At 71.5% G+C, this 12,970-nt stretch carries 12 protein-coding genes; 4 read left to right on the forward strand and 8 right to left on the reverse strand.

Features of this window, described 5'->3' with window-relative positions:
• Positions 1–12: 12 nt before the first annotated feature.
• Complete coding sequence (locus tag AC07AZ_RS05850) at positions 13–903, reverse strand: DUF4253 domain-containing protein (RefSeq protein WP_478844233.1); 891 nt, start codon at positions 901–903, stop codon at positions 13–15.
• A gap of 74 nt (positions 904–977) precedes the next feature.
• The gene (argS, locus tag AC07AZ_RS05855; RefSeq protein WP_478844828.1) at positions 978–2,744 is read right to left on the reverse strand and encodes an arginine--tRNA ligase; all 1,767 of its coding nucleotides are present in this window, start codon (positions 2,742–2,744) and stop codon (positions 978–980) included.
• 146 nt (positions 2,745–2,890) lie between these two features.
• Here argS and lysS point away from each other — a divergent pair, with 146 nt between their 5' ends.
• Complete coding sequence (gene lysS, locus AC07AZ_RS05860; RefSeq protein WP_478844235.1) at positions 2,891–4,654, forward strand: lysine--tRNA ligase; 1,764 nt, start codon at positions 2,891–2,893, stop codon at positions 4,652–4,654.
• A 103-nt stretch (positions 4,655–4,757) separates the two neighbouring features.
• Here the strand turns inward: lysS and AC07AZ_RS05865 are convergent, their stop codons facing one another.
• The 3 genes from AC07AZ_RS05865 to AC07AZ_RS05875 all read right to left on the reverse strand — a co-directional run bounded on the left by AC07AZ_RS05865 (position 4,758) and on the right by AC07AZ_RS05875 (position 8,234).
• The gene (locus tag AC07AZ_RS05865; protein ID WP_478844830.1) at positions 4,758–6,080 is read right to left on the reverse strand and encodes a DUF2637 domain-containing protein; all 1,323 of its coding nucleotides are present in this window, start codon (positions 6,078–6,080) and stop codon (positions 4,758–4,760) included.
• Between the two features lie 182 nt (positions 6,081–6,262).
• The gene (locus tag AC07AZ_RS05870) at positions 6,263–7,213 is read right to left on the reverse strand and encodes a DUF3558 family protein (RefSeq protein WP_478844237.1); all 951 of its coding nucleotides are present in this window, start codon (positions 7,211–7,213) and stop codon (positions 6,263–6,265) included.
• A 133-nt stretch (positions 7,214–7,346) separates the two neighbouring features.
• On the reverse strand, positions 7,347–8,234 hold the full coding sequence (locus AC07AZ_RS05875) for a DUF3558 domain-containing protein (RefSeq protein ID WP_478844239.1): 888 nt from the start codon (positions 8,232–8,234) through the stop codon (positions 7,347–7,349).
• Positions 8,235–8,462: 228 nt separating this feature from the next.
• On the opposite strand from AC07AZ_RS05875, the gene AC07AZ_RS05880 reads away from it, so the two are divergent.
• Entirely contained in the window at positions 8,463–9,656 is a 1,194-nt protein-coding gene (locus tag AC07AZ_RS05880; protein ID WP_478844241.1) for an RtcB family protein, read from the forward strand.
• Between the two features lie 24 nt (positions 9,657–9,680).
• Here AC07AZ_RS05880 and AC07AZ_RS05885 read toward each other — a convergent pair whose 3' ends face one another.
• The 3 genes from AC07AZ_RS05885 to AC07AZ_RS05895 form a co-directional block, all read right to left on the reverse strand.
• Positions 9,681–9,923 (reverse strand): hypothetical protein, encoded by a 243-nt coding sequence (locus AC07AZ_RS05885; RefSeq protein WP_478844832.1) that lies wholly within the window; start codon positions 9,921–9,923, stop codon positions 9,681–9,683.
• The gene (locus tag AC07AZ_RS05890; protein WP_478844243.1) at positions 9,827–10,603 is read right to left on the reverse strand and encodes an SDR family NAD(P)-dependent oxidoreductase; all 777 of its coding nucleotides are present in this window, start codon (positions 10,601–10,603) and stop codon (positions 9,827–9,829) included. Before AC07AZ_RS05890 ends, AC07AZ_RS05885 begins: the two co-directional genes overlap by 97 nt.
• A 107-nt stretch (positions 10,604–10,710) precedes the next feature.
• Positions 10,711–11,046 carry a YnfA family protein gene (locus AC07AZ_RS05895; protein ID WP_478844245.1) on the reverse strand — a complete coding sequence of 112 codons (336 nt, stop codon included), beginning with the start codon at positions 11,044–11,046 and terminating at the stop codon, positions 10,711–10,713.
• 171 nt (positions 11,047–11,217) lie between these two features.
• Between AC07AZ_RS05895 and AC07AZ_RS05900 the strand changes: the two genes are divergently transcribed.
• The gene (locus AC07AZ_RS05900; RefSeq protein ID WP_478844247.1) at positions 11,218–12,312 is read left to right on the forward strand and encodes an LLM class flavin-dependent oxidoreductase; all 1,095 of its coding nucleotides are present in this window, start codon (positions 11,218–11,220) and stop codon (positions 12,310–12,312) included.
• A complete protein-coding gene (locus AC07AZ_RS05905) occupies positions 12,309–12,944 on the forward strand; it encodes a CE1759 family FMN reductase (RefSeq protein WP_478844249.1) in 636 nt (211 codons plus the stop codon). The genes AC07AZ_RS05900 and AC07AZ_RS05905 overlap by 4 nt, the downstream gene beginning before the upstream one ends.
• Positions 12,945–12,970: the final 26 nt, after the last annotated feature.

Below are 12,970 nucleotides of genomic sequence, written 5' to 3' on the forward strand. Positions count from 1 at the left end.
AGGAGACGGGGGTCAGTCCCACCAGAAGGACCAGGTGTGCTCGCCGACGAGGTCCCCGGCGTAGGCCCGCAGGGTGTCCGGGCCTTCCTGCAGGACGGTGTCCGGGCAGAACGCGAAGTGCTCCGCCGCCACCGCCTCGGCCTCCTCCGGGGTGGTGGGCGGGGCGGCCACGGACACCACGAGGGTGTCGAAGCCGAGCGCGACGACCCGTATCCCGAAGCGGTCCTCCCACGAGCGCAGCACCGCGCAGAGCCTCGCCACGTCGTCCTCGTAGTTCAGCGGGCCGCTCCAGCCGATGGCCGCGGGGATGTCGGCGGAGCGGCGGGCCGGCACCAGCGCGAGGCGCGGCTCCTTGAGCCAGGAACGCGGGCCGCCGGTCAGCGAGTCGGCGACCTGGGCGGCCCGGGTGTCGGGGTCTGCGGTGAAGCGGGCGGCGGCCGGGGCGAGTCCGGGCCAGTCGTGGCCGAAGGGGGCGAGGACCGGCGCGCGGTCCTGGGCGCCGGGGCCGGCGGACGGGGCGCCGGCGCCCGAGTCGTCGCCGTCCGTGTCGTCGGGGGCGAGTTCGTCCTCCGCGTTGTCCTGCCAGTACTCCGCCAGGACCTCCTCGGCGTCGTGGTCCCCCGGGTACGACGTCTCGCCCGGCATCAACTCCCAGTCCTCCGGGCCGCCCTGGGCGCCGCCCACGTCGATGAGCACCGGGAGCAGACCGGCCCGGGCGGCGGGGGTGCCGAGCGCCGCCCAGTTGCCGCTGGACGCCGGCTGCCCGGCGTACCACAACAGCGGTTCGTGCCAGGGGCCTTCGTCGGTCGCGTCGGTCAGGGTGCCGAGCGGGAGTCGCAGCCCGAGGGAGCGGCCGCTCGGGTCGGCCGCCAGTGTGGGCAGCGGGTTGGGAAGTGTGGCCATGCCGGTGACTGTAGGGGCCGCCACTGACAATCGGTCGGCGCGGCCCCCACGGCCGGTCGGAGCGGTCGGGCCTCTCAGAGCCGCTCGGGCGTCCGGATGCCCAGCAGCGCCATGCCCCGGTGCAGCGTGCGGGCCGTCACGTCGGACAGGAACAGGCGGTTCTGCACCTGCTCGGGCGTCTCGGCCTTCAGCACCGGGCACTTGTCGTAGAACGTGGTGAACAGCGAGGCCAACTGGTAGAGGTACGCGGTCAGTTTGTGCGGTGCGTACTCCGCGGCCGCGTCCGCGACGGTCTCCGCGAAGGCGTCCGCGTGCAGGCCCAGCGCGCGCTCCGCCTCGGCGAGTTCGAGCTCCGGGCGGGCGGCGGGGCGTACCTCCCCGGCCTTGCGCAGGATCGACTGGATACGGGCGTACGCGTACTGGAGGTACACGCTGGTGTCGCCGTTCAGCGAGACCATCTGGTCCAGGTCGAACTTGTAGTCGCGGTTCGCCGACGTCGACAGGTCCGCGTACTTCACCGCGCCGACGCCCACCTGCGTGCCGCGCTCGGCGGTCTCCTCGTCGGACAGCTGCCGCTGGACGTCCTTCTCCCGGACGACGGCGGTCGCCCGCTCCACCGCCTCGTCGAGGAGGTCGACCAGCTTGACCGTCTCGCCCTCACGGGTCTTGAACGGCTTGCCGTCCTTGCCGAGGACCGTGCCGAAGGCGAGCTGGTGGGCCTTGACGTCCTCGCCCAGCCAGCCGGCCCGGCGCGCGGTCTCGAAGACCATCTTGAAGTGCAGCGACTGGCGCGCGTCGACGACGTAGACCAGCGTGTTCGCCTTCAGGTTGAAGACGCGGTCCCGGATCGCCGACAGGTCGGTGGCCGCGTAGCCGTAGCCGCCGTCCGACTTCTGCACGATCAGCGGGACCGGATTGCCGTCCGGGCCCTTGACGTCGTCGAAGAAGACGCAGAGGGCGCCCTCGGAGCGGACCGCGACGCCCGACTCCTCCAGCAGCCGGCAGGTCTCCGCGAGCATGTCGTTGTAGCCGGACTCGCCGACGATGTCCGCGTCCCGGATCTCCATGTCGAGCTTCTCGAAGACGGAGAAGAAGTAGATCTTCGACTCGTCGACGAACTTCTGCCAGACGGCGAGCGTGTGCGGGTCACCGGCCTGGAGGTCGACCACCCGGCGGCGGGCCCGCGTCTTGAACTCCTCGTCGGAGTCGAAGAGTTTGCGCGCCGACTTGTAGAGGCGGTCGAGGTTCGACATCGCCTCCTCGCCGGAGACCCGGGTGTCCTTGTGGTCCAGCTCGTGCGGGTGCTCGTCGAGGAACTGGATGAGCATGCCGAACTGGGTGCCCCAGTCGCCGATGTGATGGCGCCGCACCACGCTCTCGCCGGTGAACTCCAGCAGCTGGACCACCGCGTCGCCGATCACCGCGGAGCGCAGGTGGCCGACGTGCATCTCCTTCGCCACGTTCGGCTGGGCGTAGTCGATGACCGTGGTGCCCGGGTGCTCCGCGAGGGGCACGCCGAGGCGGGCCGGGTCCGCGTAGCGCGCGGCGAGGTTCTCGACGATCGCCTTGTCGCTGAGTGTGATGTTCAGGAAGCCGGGGCCGGACACCTCGATCTCCCGGATCACGTCACCCGACTCGACCCGGGAGACCACCTGGGCCGCGAGCTCGCGCGGGTTGGCCTTCGCCTTCTTGGCGAGCGCGAGGATGCCGTTGGCCTGGAAGTCGGCCCGGTCGCTACGTCGCAGCAGCGGGTCGGCGGAGCCGGCCTCCGGCAGGGCTGCCGAGAGAGCCGCCGCGAGGCGCTGCTGGACGGAGTCGCTGAGGGACGTGACCGAGGCCATGGAATGGGTGCCGTTCTGCTCGGGTTCCGGGAGTTTCTGAGTACAGGAAACCCAGTATCCCATGCGGTGAAAAGCCGTTTTCGCTCTTCCGGTCCGAGCTGGGAGAATGGTGCGGTCAGCCGTACTGGCGTATGAGAAAGAAGGACGTGCCGATCGTGGCTCAGAGCACCGAGACCACCGACTGGGTCTCCCGTTTCGCGGACGAGGTCATCGAGGAGTCGGAGCGTCGGGCCCCGGGCGCGAAACACCCTGGTGCCGCCGCACCGGTGATCGTCGTCGCGTCCGGCCTCTCGCCGTCCGGCCCGATCCACCTGGGCAACCTCCGCGAGGTCATGACCCCGCACCTCGTCGCCGACGAGATCAGGCGCCGCGGCCACCAGGTCCGCCACCTGATCTCCTGGGACGACTACGACCGCTACCGCAAGGTGCCGGCCGGTGTCGCGGGGATCGACGGCTCGTGGGCCGAGCACATCGGCAAGCCGCTGACCTCGGTGCCCGCCCCCGCGGGGTCGCCGCATCCCAACTGGGCCGAGCACTTCAAGGCCGCGATGGTCGAGTCGCTGGCCGAGCTGGGCGTCGAGTTCGACGGCATCAGCCAGACCGCGCAGTACACCTCCGGGGTCTACCGCGAGCAGATCCTGCACGCCGTCCGCCACCGGGGCGAGATCGACGCGATCCTCGACCAGTACCGCACGAGGAAGGCCCCGGCGAAGAAGCAGCAGAAGCCGGCCGACGAGGCCGAGCTGGAGGCCGCCGAGGGCTCCGGCGCGGCCGGCGAGGACGACGGCAGCTCCGGCTCCGCCGGCTACTTCCCGTACAAGCCCTACTGCGGCAACTGCGAGAAGGACCTCACCACCGTCACCGCCTACGACGACGACACCACCGAGCTGACGTACGCCTGCACGGCCTGCGGCTTCTCCGAGACCGTCCGGCTGAACGAGTTCAACCGCGGCAAGCTGGTGTGGAAGGTCGACTGGCCGATGCGCTGGGCCTACGAGGGCGTGGTGTTCGAGCCGAGCGGCGTCGACCACTCCTCCCCGGGCTCCAGCTTCCAGGTCGGCGGGCAGATCGTCGGGATCTTCGGCGGCAAGCAGCCCATCGGCCCCATGTACGCGTTCGTGGGCATCAGCGGCATGGCCAAGATGTCCTCGTCCAAGGGCGGGGTGCCGACCGCCGCCGACGCGCTGAAGATCATGGAGCCGCAGCTCCTGCGCTGGCTGTACGCCCGGCGCCGGCCCAACCAGTCGTTCAAGATCGCCTTCGACCAGGAGATCCAGCGACTGTACGACGAGTGGGACAAGCTGGAGGCGAAGGTCGCCGACGGCTCCGCGCTCCCGGCCGACGTCGCCGCGCACTCCCGCGCGGTCGGCACCGCCGGCGGTGAGCTGCCGCGCACACCGCGGCCGCTGCCGTACCGCACCCTGGCGTCCGTCGCCGACATCACCGCCGGGCACCAGGACCAGGCGCTGCGCATCCTCAGCGACCTCGACCCGCAGCACCCGCTCGGCTCCCTCGACGAGGCCCGGCCGCGCTACGACCGGGCCGAGGCGTGGATCAACACCCACGTCCCCGCCGACCAGCGCACCATCGTCCGCGCCGAACCCGACGCGGAGCTGCTGAAGTCGCTCGACGAGCCGTCCCGGCAGTCGCTGCGCCTGCTGCTCGACGGACTGGCCGACCACTGGTCGCTCGACGGGCTCAGCCACCTCGTCTACGGCGTGCCCAAGGTCCAGGCCGGCTTCTCCGCCGACGCCACGCCGAAGGAGCTGCCGCCGGAGATCAAGACGGCCCAGCGGACGTTCTTCGCGCTGCTCTACCACCTGCTGGTGGGCCGTGACACCGGTCCCCGGCTGCCCACGCTGCTGCTCGCGGTGGGGCAGGAGCGGGTGCGGACCCTGCTCGGGGAGTGACCCCGGGCCGGGTCACTCCCGGCCCGGGCACGCGAGAGGCCCTCGTACGGTTCCGTGACGGTTCCGTACGAGGGCCTCTCGTCATGCGTGGCCCGTTGTCCGCTCAGGCGATGTGGTCCTCTTCCATCTCCGCCGTGTGACGCTGCTGGAAGCGCTCGGCGAGGTTCTTCAGCGCGCTGGGGCTCAGCGCCGTCCCGTAGGTCGCCTCGATGTTGTCGCCGAGGACGCGGGGCGTGGGATAGCTGCCGTCTATCGACTGACGGAACACCTGGTAGTACGACTCCTCGTCCGGCTCGACGGGCGGGGTGCCGCCGCCCTCACCGAGCTGACGGGTCCGGTTGGGGCCCGACGGGATGGGGAAGGTGCCGGTCTCCTCCGAGGGGGACTCCCGCACCGGCTCGGCCTCGGCGGCCGGCTCCCGGTACCGCTCGTACTGCTCGTACTGCTCGTACGGGCCGTACTGCTCGGCCCGCTGCTGCTCCTCGTACCACTGCGCGTCCTGCTCCGGGTCGTACGTCGGGTCGTAGCCGCCCTCGTAGACCGTCTCCTGCGGGGGCGGGGTGTTGAACCAGGGGCTCTGCTCCGGCTCGGGTTCCCGCGCGGGCTGCCGCGGCGCGGAGTCCGCACGCTCGGCGCCCGGCATGCCGGCGAGTTCGAGGCGCTGCTCACCGGGCGCCGCCGGGCGCTGCGCGGCGGGCGCGGCCTCCTCGGGCCGGCCGCCCACCGTGACCTCCGGCCGCGGCGCCGGGGGCAGCAGCGCCGGCTCGATGCCCGCCGCCGCCAGCCCGGAGGGCGAGGTCTCCGCCAGGGGGACGCCGTAGCGGGCCAGGCGCAGCGGCATCAGGGACTCCACCGGGGCCTTGCGCCGCCAGGCCCGGCCGAAGCGGGAGCGGAGCCGGGCCTGGTAGACGAGACGTTCCTGCTCCAGCTTGATGACCTGTTCGTAGGAGCGCAGCTCCCACAGCTTCATCCGGCGCCACAGCAGGAAGGTCGGCAGCGGGGAGAGGAGCCAGCGGGTGAGGCGGACGCCCTCCATGTGCTTGTCGGCGGTGATGTCGGCGATCCGGCCGATCGCGTGCCGGGCCGCCTCGACGGAGACCACGAACAGGATCGGGATCACCGCGTGCATGCCCACGCCCAGCGGGTCGGGCCAGGCCGCGGCGCCGTTGAACGCGATCGTCGCCGCCGTCAGCAGCCACGCCGTCTGGCGCAGCAGCGGGAAGGGGATCCGGATCCAGGTCAGCAGCAGGTCCAGGGCCAGCAGCACGCAGATGCCCGCGTCGATGCCGATCGGGAAGACGTACGAGAAGTTCCCGAAGCCCTTCTTCAGGGCCAGCTCGCGGACCGCCGCGTACGAACCCGCGAAGCCGATGCCGGCGATGACGACCGCGCCGGCCACGACCACGCCGATGAGAATGCGGTGCATCCGAGTCAGCTGCATTGGCGCGCTCACCCGTACTCCCCTCCCCTTGCGTGTTGTTGCGCGCATCAGGGTGGCACATGTGTACGGGGGGCGCGTCGCCGGTACGCCGGCAGCCCGGTCCCCGAGGGGGCCGGGCCGCCGCAAATGCCTTCCCTGAGCTGTGTGTTACCGCCCCGGTGTGACAGTCAGCCCTTTTTCGACGCTGAGCTGGACGGGGACGCGCCGGCGGCCTTCGACGCCGACTTCGACGGGGAGGCGGAGGACTTCGAGGCCGGCGACTTCGACGCCGACGCCGACGGGGCGGAGCTCGCCGTGCCCGCGTCCGAGCCGGCTCCCGTGCCCGTGCCGTCGCCGTTCGCCGACGCCACCGCGGCCACGGCCTCCTTCGCGGCCTTCTCCGCCGCCTTCGTCAGGGTGGCGGTGCTCGGCGTCTTCTCGCCCGCCAGGCCGGCGCCGTTGTAGTCGACGGTGACGACGACGTTCTCGACGCGCGCCACGAGCGTCTGCTGCTTGAAGGCGCCTTCCTTCTTCTTCAGGTCGTACCGCACCAGCGTCGCCTGGTCACCCGTGCCGGCGACCGGCTGCGCCGCGGCGTTCTTCGCGCCGTCCACCGACTGCGCGTCCTGGATCTGCTTCGCGTAGTACGCCTGCGCCTGCTTGTCGCCGGAGCCGCGCGTGGTGTCCGAGTCGAAGCGCAGCAGCGACACGTTCAGCCAGCGGAACTGCGAACCCTTCACACCGTTGTTGTCCAGGCTGCTCCACGAGCAGCTCCCGCGCGAGGCCGCGTCGTCCGACGTGCCCTTCTTGCCGGACTTGGCACCTTCCGGTACCAGTTCGCCCAGTGTCTTCTTCGACAGCACCCCGCAGGAGTCCGGGAGATTCCGGTACGCCGCCGCCTGCACCGTCGGCGACGGGCTCGCGGAGGGGGACGTCCCGCCACCGCTGGCCGCCGTGCTCTTGCTCGCGGCGTCCTCCGTCGAGCCGGAGTCCGAGGAGCAGCCGGCGGCCAGCAGCATCACGGGGACGGCGGCCAGGCAGACAAGGACGCGGCCCCGCCGCCCGGCTCGCTCGACGTTCCCCCCCTGCCTCACCGGCGCGGGAGGTGCCCCCAGGTCTCGCTGTGCTGGTCGCTGCATGGTTCCTTCACTCATGACGCTCGTGGTTCCTGCCGTCGGATCGGGTCCGAGGGGCCACGGTACGCGGTGAGCGGGCTGTGCGGTCGTTCTTCGTCCCCTGTGCGCCCCGGCCCGCGGGAGTCGTGAAGGGGCGCTAACCGGCGAGCGAGTTGGCCAGCCGGGCGGCCAGTTTCCGGGCCCTGTCCTGCAGTTCCGCGCTGTCCGGGACCACGCCGACGGAGGCCGGCTGCTCCTCGTACTCGATCGTCACGATGACGTTCGACGTGCGGAACGCCACAGTCACGGTGCGCTGCTGGGCCGTCGAACCCGAACCGCTCAACACGTCGTTCAGGAAAGCCTCGTCACCGAGGTCGGTGAGGACGCGGGGCTGGAGGTCGGCGGAGGACGTGGCGGAGGCGGAGGCGGAGGGGGTCGCGGAGGGTGTGGTGGCCGGTCCGGACGGGGAGCCGGTGGGGGCGACGGAGGAACCCGCACCGGTCGAACTCGCGGCGGGGGAGCCGGTGTCGGAGGGGCTCGCGCCGCTGGAGCCGGCGTCGTCGGAGCTCGCGTCGCCGGACAGGGAGGCGGTCGGCTCCGGCAGGTCCGCGGCCGTCTGCCTCGTCGCGAAGAGGGTCTGTGCCTCGCTGTCGTCGCTCACGGAGTTGTCGTACGACACCACCCGCTCGAAGTCGACCAGCAGGTGGTCGGTGGCGTCCGTCGACTCCACCTTCCAGCGGCAGCCCACCTTGCGGTCGGTGTCGTACGTCAGGGTCGCCTCGCCCGCGTACGCCGCCTCCTGCTGCTGCTCGTCGGGAAGCTGCCTGATGCCCGGCAGCAGCGAGTCGAGGGTGTCGTGGCTCAGCGCCCCGCACGGCTCCGGAAGGTCCCGGTACCTGCCCGGCTGGGCCACCGCGGACGCCGCGCCGGCCTGGCCCGGGTTCGCGTCGTCCGTCGTGTCGCCGCCGCCGGAGCTGCCCGTGCAGCCGGCCAGCAGTGCCGCGAGGAGTGCGGCGACGCCGGGTACGTAGGCCTTCCGCTGCACGGTCGGGCTCCTCTCGACGGGGTCCGCCCCCGGGCGGAACGCCGGGGGAAACAGTGGTGATCACAGTGTCCCCGCCGGTTATTCGCTTGCCGCACGGGGGCGCCAACTGGAGACAATGTGTATCGCACGCACTGCCGTGAACGCCGGTCCGCCGTCCCATTCGTCGACCCTTGGCGCCGGTTTTGCGATTTAGGACTTCTGTTTGTTTTCCGGGGGAATGAGGGCGACATGTCGTACGTGGAGTTGCCGGGCGCGAAGGTCCCGATCCGTATGTGGGCCGACCCGGCGACGGTCGAGGAGGGCGCGCTCCAGCAGCTGCGGAACGTGGCGACCCTGCCGTGGATCGAGGGTCTGGCCGTGATGCCGGACGTCCACTACGGCAAGGGGGCGACCGTCGGCTCGGTCATCGCCATGCGCGGGGCCGTGTGTCCGGCGGCGGTGGGCGTGGACATCGGCTGCGGGATGTCGGCGGTGAAGACGTCCCTCACGGCGAACGACCTGCCCGGCGACCTCTCCCGGCTGCGGTCGAAGATCGAGCAGGCGATCCCGGTGGGACGGGGGATGCACGACAGCGCCGTGGAACCCGGGCGTTTCCACGGGCTGGCCACGTCCGGCTGGGACGACTTCTGGGGGCGGTTCGACGGGGTGGCCGAAGCGGTCAAGTTCCGCCTGGAACGCGCCACGAAGCAGATGGGAACGCTTGGATCCGGCAACCACTTTGTCGAGGTGTGCACCGATACGACCGGTGCTGTCTGGCTGATGCTCCACTCCGGTTCCCGGAACATCGGCAAGGAACTGGCCGAGCACCACATCGGCATCGCCCGGAACCTCCCGCACAACCAGGGCCTGGTCGACCGCGACCTCGCCGTGTTCGTGGCGGACACCCCGCAGATGGCGGCGTACCGCAACGACCTCTTCTGGGCGCAGGAGTACGCCAAGCACAACCGCTCGCTGATGATGGCGCTGCTGAAGGACGTGGTCCACAAGGAGTTCAGGAAGGCGAAGCCGCTCTTCGAGCCGGAGATCAGCGCGCACCACAACTACGTCGCCGAGGAGCGCTACGACGGGATGGACCTGCTCGTGACCCGCAAGGGCGCGATCCGGGCCGGCTCCGGCGAGTACGGCATCATCCCCGGCTCCATGGGCACCGGTTCGTACATCGTGAAGGGACTCGGCAACGCGAAGTCCTTCAACTCGGCGTCGCACGGCGCGGGTCGGCGCATGAGCCGCAGCGCGGCGAAGCGCCGCTTCACGGCGAAGGACCTGGAGGACCAGACGCGAGGTGTGGAGTGCCGCAAGGACTCCGGCGTCGTGGACGAGATTCCCGGCGCCTACAAGCCGATCGAGCAGGTCATCGAGCAGCAGCGCGACCTCGTGGAGGTCGTGGCGAAGCTGAAGCAGGTCGTCTGCGTGAAGGGCTGAGGCGCGGGTGCGCCACGCCCCGGGTCACTTCGGGGCGTGGCGCACCGCGTAGATCATGACGAAGGCCACGACGTGGATGCCGAACAGGAAGTAGCCGAGGAACCACCACATTTTACGTTCGTTCCTCGACTCCTCGGCCAGGCGCCGCTGTTCCCACCTGTCGTCCGGCGTCACAGCTCCCGGTGCACCTTCGAGTTGGACGCCTGCGCGCGGGGGCGCACCACCAGGAGGTCGATGTTGACGTGGCTGGGGCGGGTCACCGCCCAGGTGATCGTGTCGGCCACGTCGTCGGCGGTCAGCGGCTCGGCCACGCCCTGGTAGACCTTCGCCGCCTTCTCCCGGTCGCCGCCGAAGCGGGTGAGGGCGAACTCGTCCGTCCTGACCATGCCGGGGGCGATCTCGATGACGCGGACCGGGGTGCCGACGATCTCCAGGCGGAGCGTCTCGGCCAGGACGTGCGCGCCGTGCTTGGCGGCGACGTAGCCGGCGCCGCCCTCGTACGTGCCGTGCCCGGCCGTGGAGGACACGACCACGACCGTGCCGTCGCCGCTCGCCGTGAGGGCGGGGAGCAGGGCCTGCGTGAGGTTGAGGGTGCCGATGACGTTCGTCTCGTACATCTGGCGCCAGTCGGCCGGGTCGCCGGACGCGACGGGGTCGGCACCGAGGGCGCCGCCCGCGTTGTTCACCAGCACGCCGACCGTCCGGAAGGCGGTGGCGAACTCGTCGACCGCGGCCCGGTCGGTGACGTCGAGGGGGTACGCGGTCGCCTGGTGGCCCGCCGCGTTGATCTCCTTGGCCAGCGCATCGATCCGGTCCTTGCGGCGGGCGGTGAGGACGACGCGGTAGCCGGCCGCGGCGAGCTGTCGGGCCGTGGCGGCGCCGATGCCACCGCTCGCACCGGTGACTATCGCGATGCGGGAGGCGGCGGACGGGGCGGCGGGGGCCATGGGCTGCTCCTCGGAGGTGATCAGAACCTTGTCCGGCCAGGATAGGCGGGCAGGCGGTCCGGGCGGCTTCCGGTCCGGCGCCCGGTCTGCGGCCGGGGCGGGTCCCCTCAGGTGTCGCGCGGCGCGTACATGATCACCGCCATGCCGGCGAGGCAGATCAGCGCGCCCGCGATGTCCCAGCGGTCGGGGCGGTAGCCGTCCGCCACCGTGCCCCACAGGATCGAACCGGCCACGAAGATCCCGCCGTACGCGGCGAGGACGCGGCCGAAGTGGGCGTCCGCCTGGAACGTGGCGACGAAGCCGTACGCCCCGAGGGCCAGGACACCGCCGGCGGCCCAGAGCCACCCGCGTTGCTCGCGCACGCCCTGCCAGACCAGCCAGGCACCGCCGATCTCGAACAGCGCGGCGACGACGAAGAGGGCGGCGGAGCGCAGGACGAGCATGCGGGCCAGCCTTTCACGCGCGTGGCCTGCCGGGGAGCGCCCGGTGTCCGCATCCCGGGGGATGCGCTCCCGGTGCGAGAACGCCTGGGCACCGGGGGCGGGAATACCGGGGTGCGGGGCCCCGTTGGAGGGGTATAGTTGAATCGTAAACAACTTGGAGGGTGAGCGATCATGCAGTTCGGGATCTTCAGCGTCGGTGACGTCACGGCCGACCCCACCACGGGCCGTACGCCGACCGAGCGCGAGCGCATCAAGGCCATGGTCGCCATCGCGCTGAAGGCCGAGGAGGTCGGTCTCGACGTCTTCGCGACCGGCGAGCACCACAACCCCCCGTTCGTGCCGTCGTCCCCGACCACGATGCTCGGCCACATCGCGGCGCGGACCGAGAAGCTGATCCTCTCCACCTCCACCACGCTCATCACCACGAACGACCCGGTGAAGATCGCCGAGGACTTCGCGATGCTCCAGCACCTGGCCGACGGGCGGGTGGACCTGATGATGGGCCGCGGCAACACCGGCCCGGTCTACCCCTGGTTCGGGCAGGACATCCGTGAGGGCATCAACCTCGCCATCGAGAACTACGCCCTGCTGCGCCGGCTGTGGCGCGAGGACGTCGTGAACTGGGACGGGAAGTTCCGCTCGGCGCTCCAGGGCTTCACGTCCACGCCCCGCCCGCTGGACGGCGTACCGCCGTTCGTCTGGCACGGCTCGATCCGCTCGCCCGAGATAGCGGAGCAGGCCGCGTACTACGGTGACGGCTTCTTCCACAACAACATCTTCTGGCCGGCCGACCACACCAAGCGGATGGTCGAGCTGTACCGGGCCCGGTACGCGCACTACGGGCACGGCACGCCCGAGCAGGCCATCGTGGGGCTCGGCGGACAGATCTTCATGCGGCACAACTCGCAGGACGCGGTGCGCGAGTTCCGGCCGTACTTCGACAACGCCCCCGTGTACGGGCACGGCCCGTCCCTGGAGGACTTCACCGACCAGACCCCGCTGACCGTCGGCTCCCCGCAACAGGTCATCGAGAAGACACTCGCTTTCCGCGAGTACGCCGGTGACTACCAGCGCCAGCTGTTCCTGGTCGACCACGCCGGGCTGCCGCTGAAGACCGTGCTGGAGCAGCTCGACCTGCTCGGCGAGGAGGTCGTGCCGGTGCTGCGCGCGGAGTTCGCCAAGAACCGCCCGGCCGACGTGCCGGACGCGCCGACCCACGCGTCCCTGCTCGCGGCCGCCGAGAAGGACAAGGAGACCGTCGTATGAAGCTCGTCGTCGTCTCGGCGGGACTGAGCGTCCCGTCGTCCACGCGGCTGCTGGCCGACCGGCTGGCGGCCGCGGCCGGCCGGCAGGCCCCGGCCGGCGCCCCGCTCGACGTCCAGGTGGTGGAGCTGCGCGAACTCGCCGTCGAGATCGCCCACAACCTCACCAACGGCTTCCCCGGACGGGCCCTGTCCGCCGCGCTCGACGCGGTGACGGCGGCGGACGGCCTGGTCGTCGTCACCCCGGTGTTCTCGGCGTCGTACAGCGGACTGTTCAAGTCGTTCTTCGACGTGCTCGACCCGGACGCGCTCACCGGCAAGCCGGTGCTGATCGCCGCGACCGGCGGCAGCGCCCGGCACTCGCTGGTCCTGGAGCACGCCCTGCGCCCGCTCTTCTCCCACCTGCGGGCGGTGGTCGTCCCGACCGCCGTGTACGCCGCCTCGGAGGACTGGGGCGCGGAGGGACTGGAGGGCCGCGTCGAGCGGGCCGCGGGGGAGCTGACCAGGCTGATGGCCGGCCTGGCCGGCGCACCCGCCGGGACGGACCGGCCCGAGGCGGCCGGGAGGCCCGCGGCGGGAGACCTGGAGGTCGTGCCCTTCGCGCAGCAGCTCGCCGCGCTGGGGGCGGCAGGGTGAGAGGGCGGTGGGCGCGCCGGCCGGGT

Source organism: Streptomyces sp. NPDC043878 (genome assembly GCF_056435735.1).

What these genes read in the sequence shown, in the direction of transcription:
- AC07AZ_RS05880 (WP_478844241.1), top strand. Translation starts at nt 8,463, where the DNA reads ATGTCGTACGTGGAGTTGCCGGGCGCGAAGGTCCCGATCCGTATGTGG.
- AC07AZ_RS05905 (WP_478844249.1), top strand. Translation starts at nt 12,309, where the DNA reads ATGAAGCTCGTCGTCGTCTCGGCGGGACTGAGCGTCCCGTCGTCCACG.
- AC07AZ_RS05895 (WP_478844245.1), bottom strand. Translation starts at nt 11,046, where the DNA reads ATGCTCGTCCTGCGCTCCGCCGCCCTCTTCGTCGTCGCCGCGCTGTTC.
- AC07AZ_RS05865 (WP_478844830.1), bottom strand. Translation starts at nt 6,080, where the DNA reads ATGCACCGCATTCTCATCGGCGTGGTCGTGGCCGGCGCGGTCGTCATC.
- AC07AZ_RS05890 (WP_478844243.1), bottom strand. Translation starts at nt 10,603, where the DNA reads ATGGCCCCCGCCGCCCCGTCCGCCGCCTCCCGCATCGCGATAGTCACC.
- AC07AZ_RS05870 (WP_478844237.1), bottom strand. Translation starts at nt 7,213, where the DNA reads ATGCAGCGACCAGCACAGCGAGACCTGGGGGCACCTCCCGCGCCGGTG.
- AC07AZ_RS05900 (WP_478844247.1), top strand. Translation starts at nt 11,218, where the DNA reads ATGCAGTTCGGGATCTTCAGCGTCGGTGACGTCACGGCCGACCCCACC.
- argS (WP_478844828.1), bottom strand. Translation starts at nt 2,744, where the DNA reads ATGGCCTCGGTCACGTCCCTCAGCGACTCCGTCCAGCAGCGCCTCGCG.
- AC07AZ_RS05850 (WP_478844233.1), bottom strand. Translation starts at nt 903, where the DNA reads ATGGCCACACTTCCCAACCCGCTGCCCACACTGGCGGCCGACCCGAGC.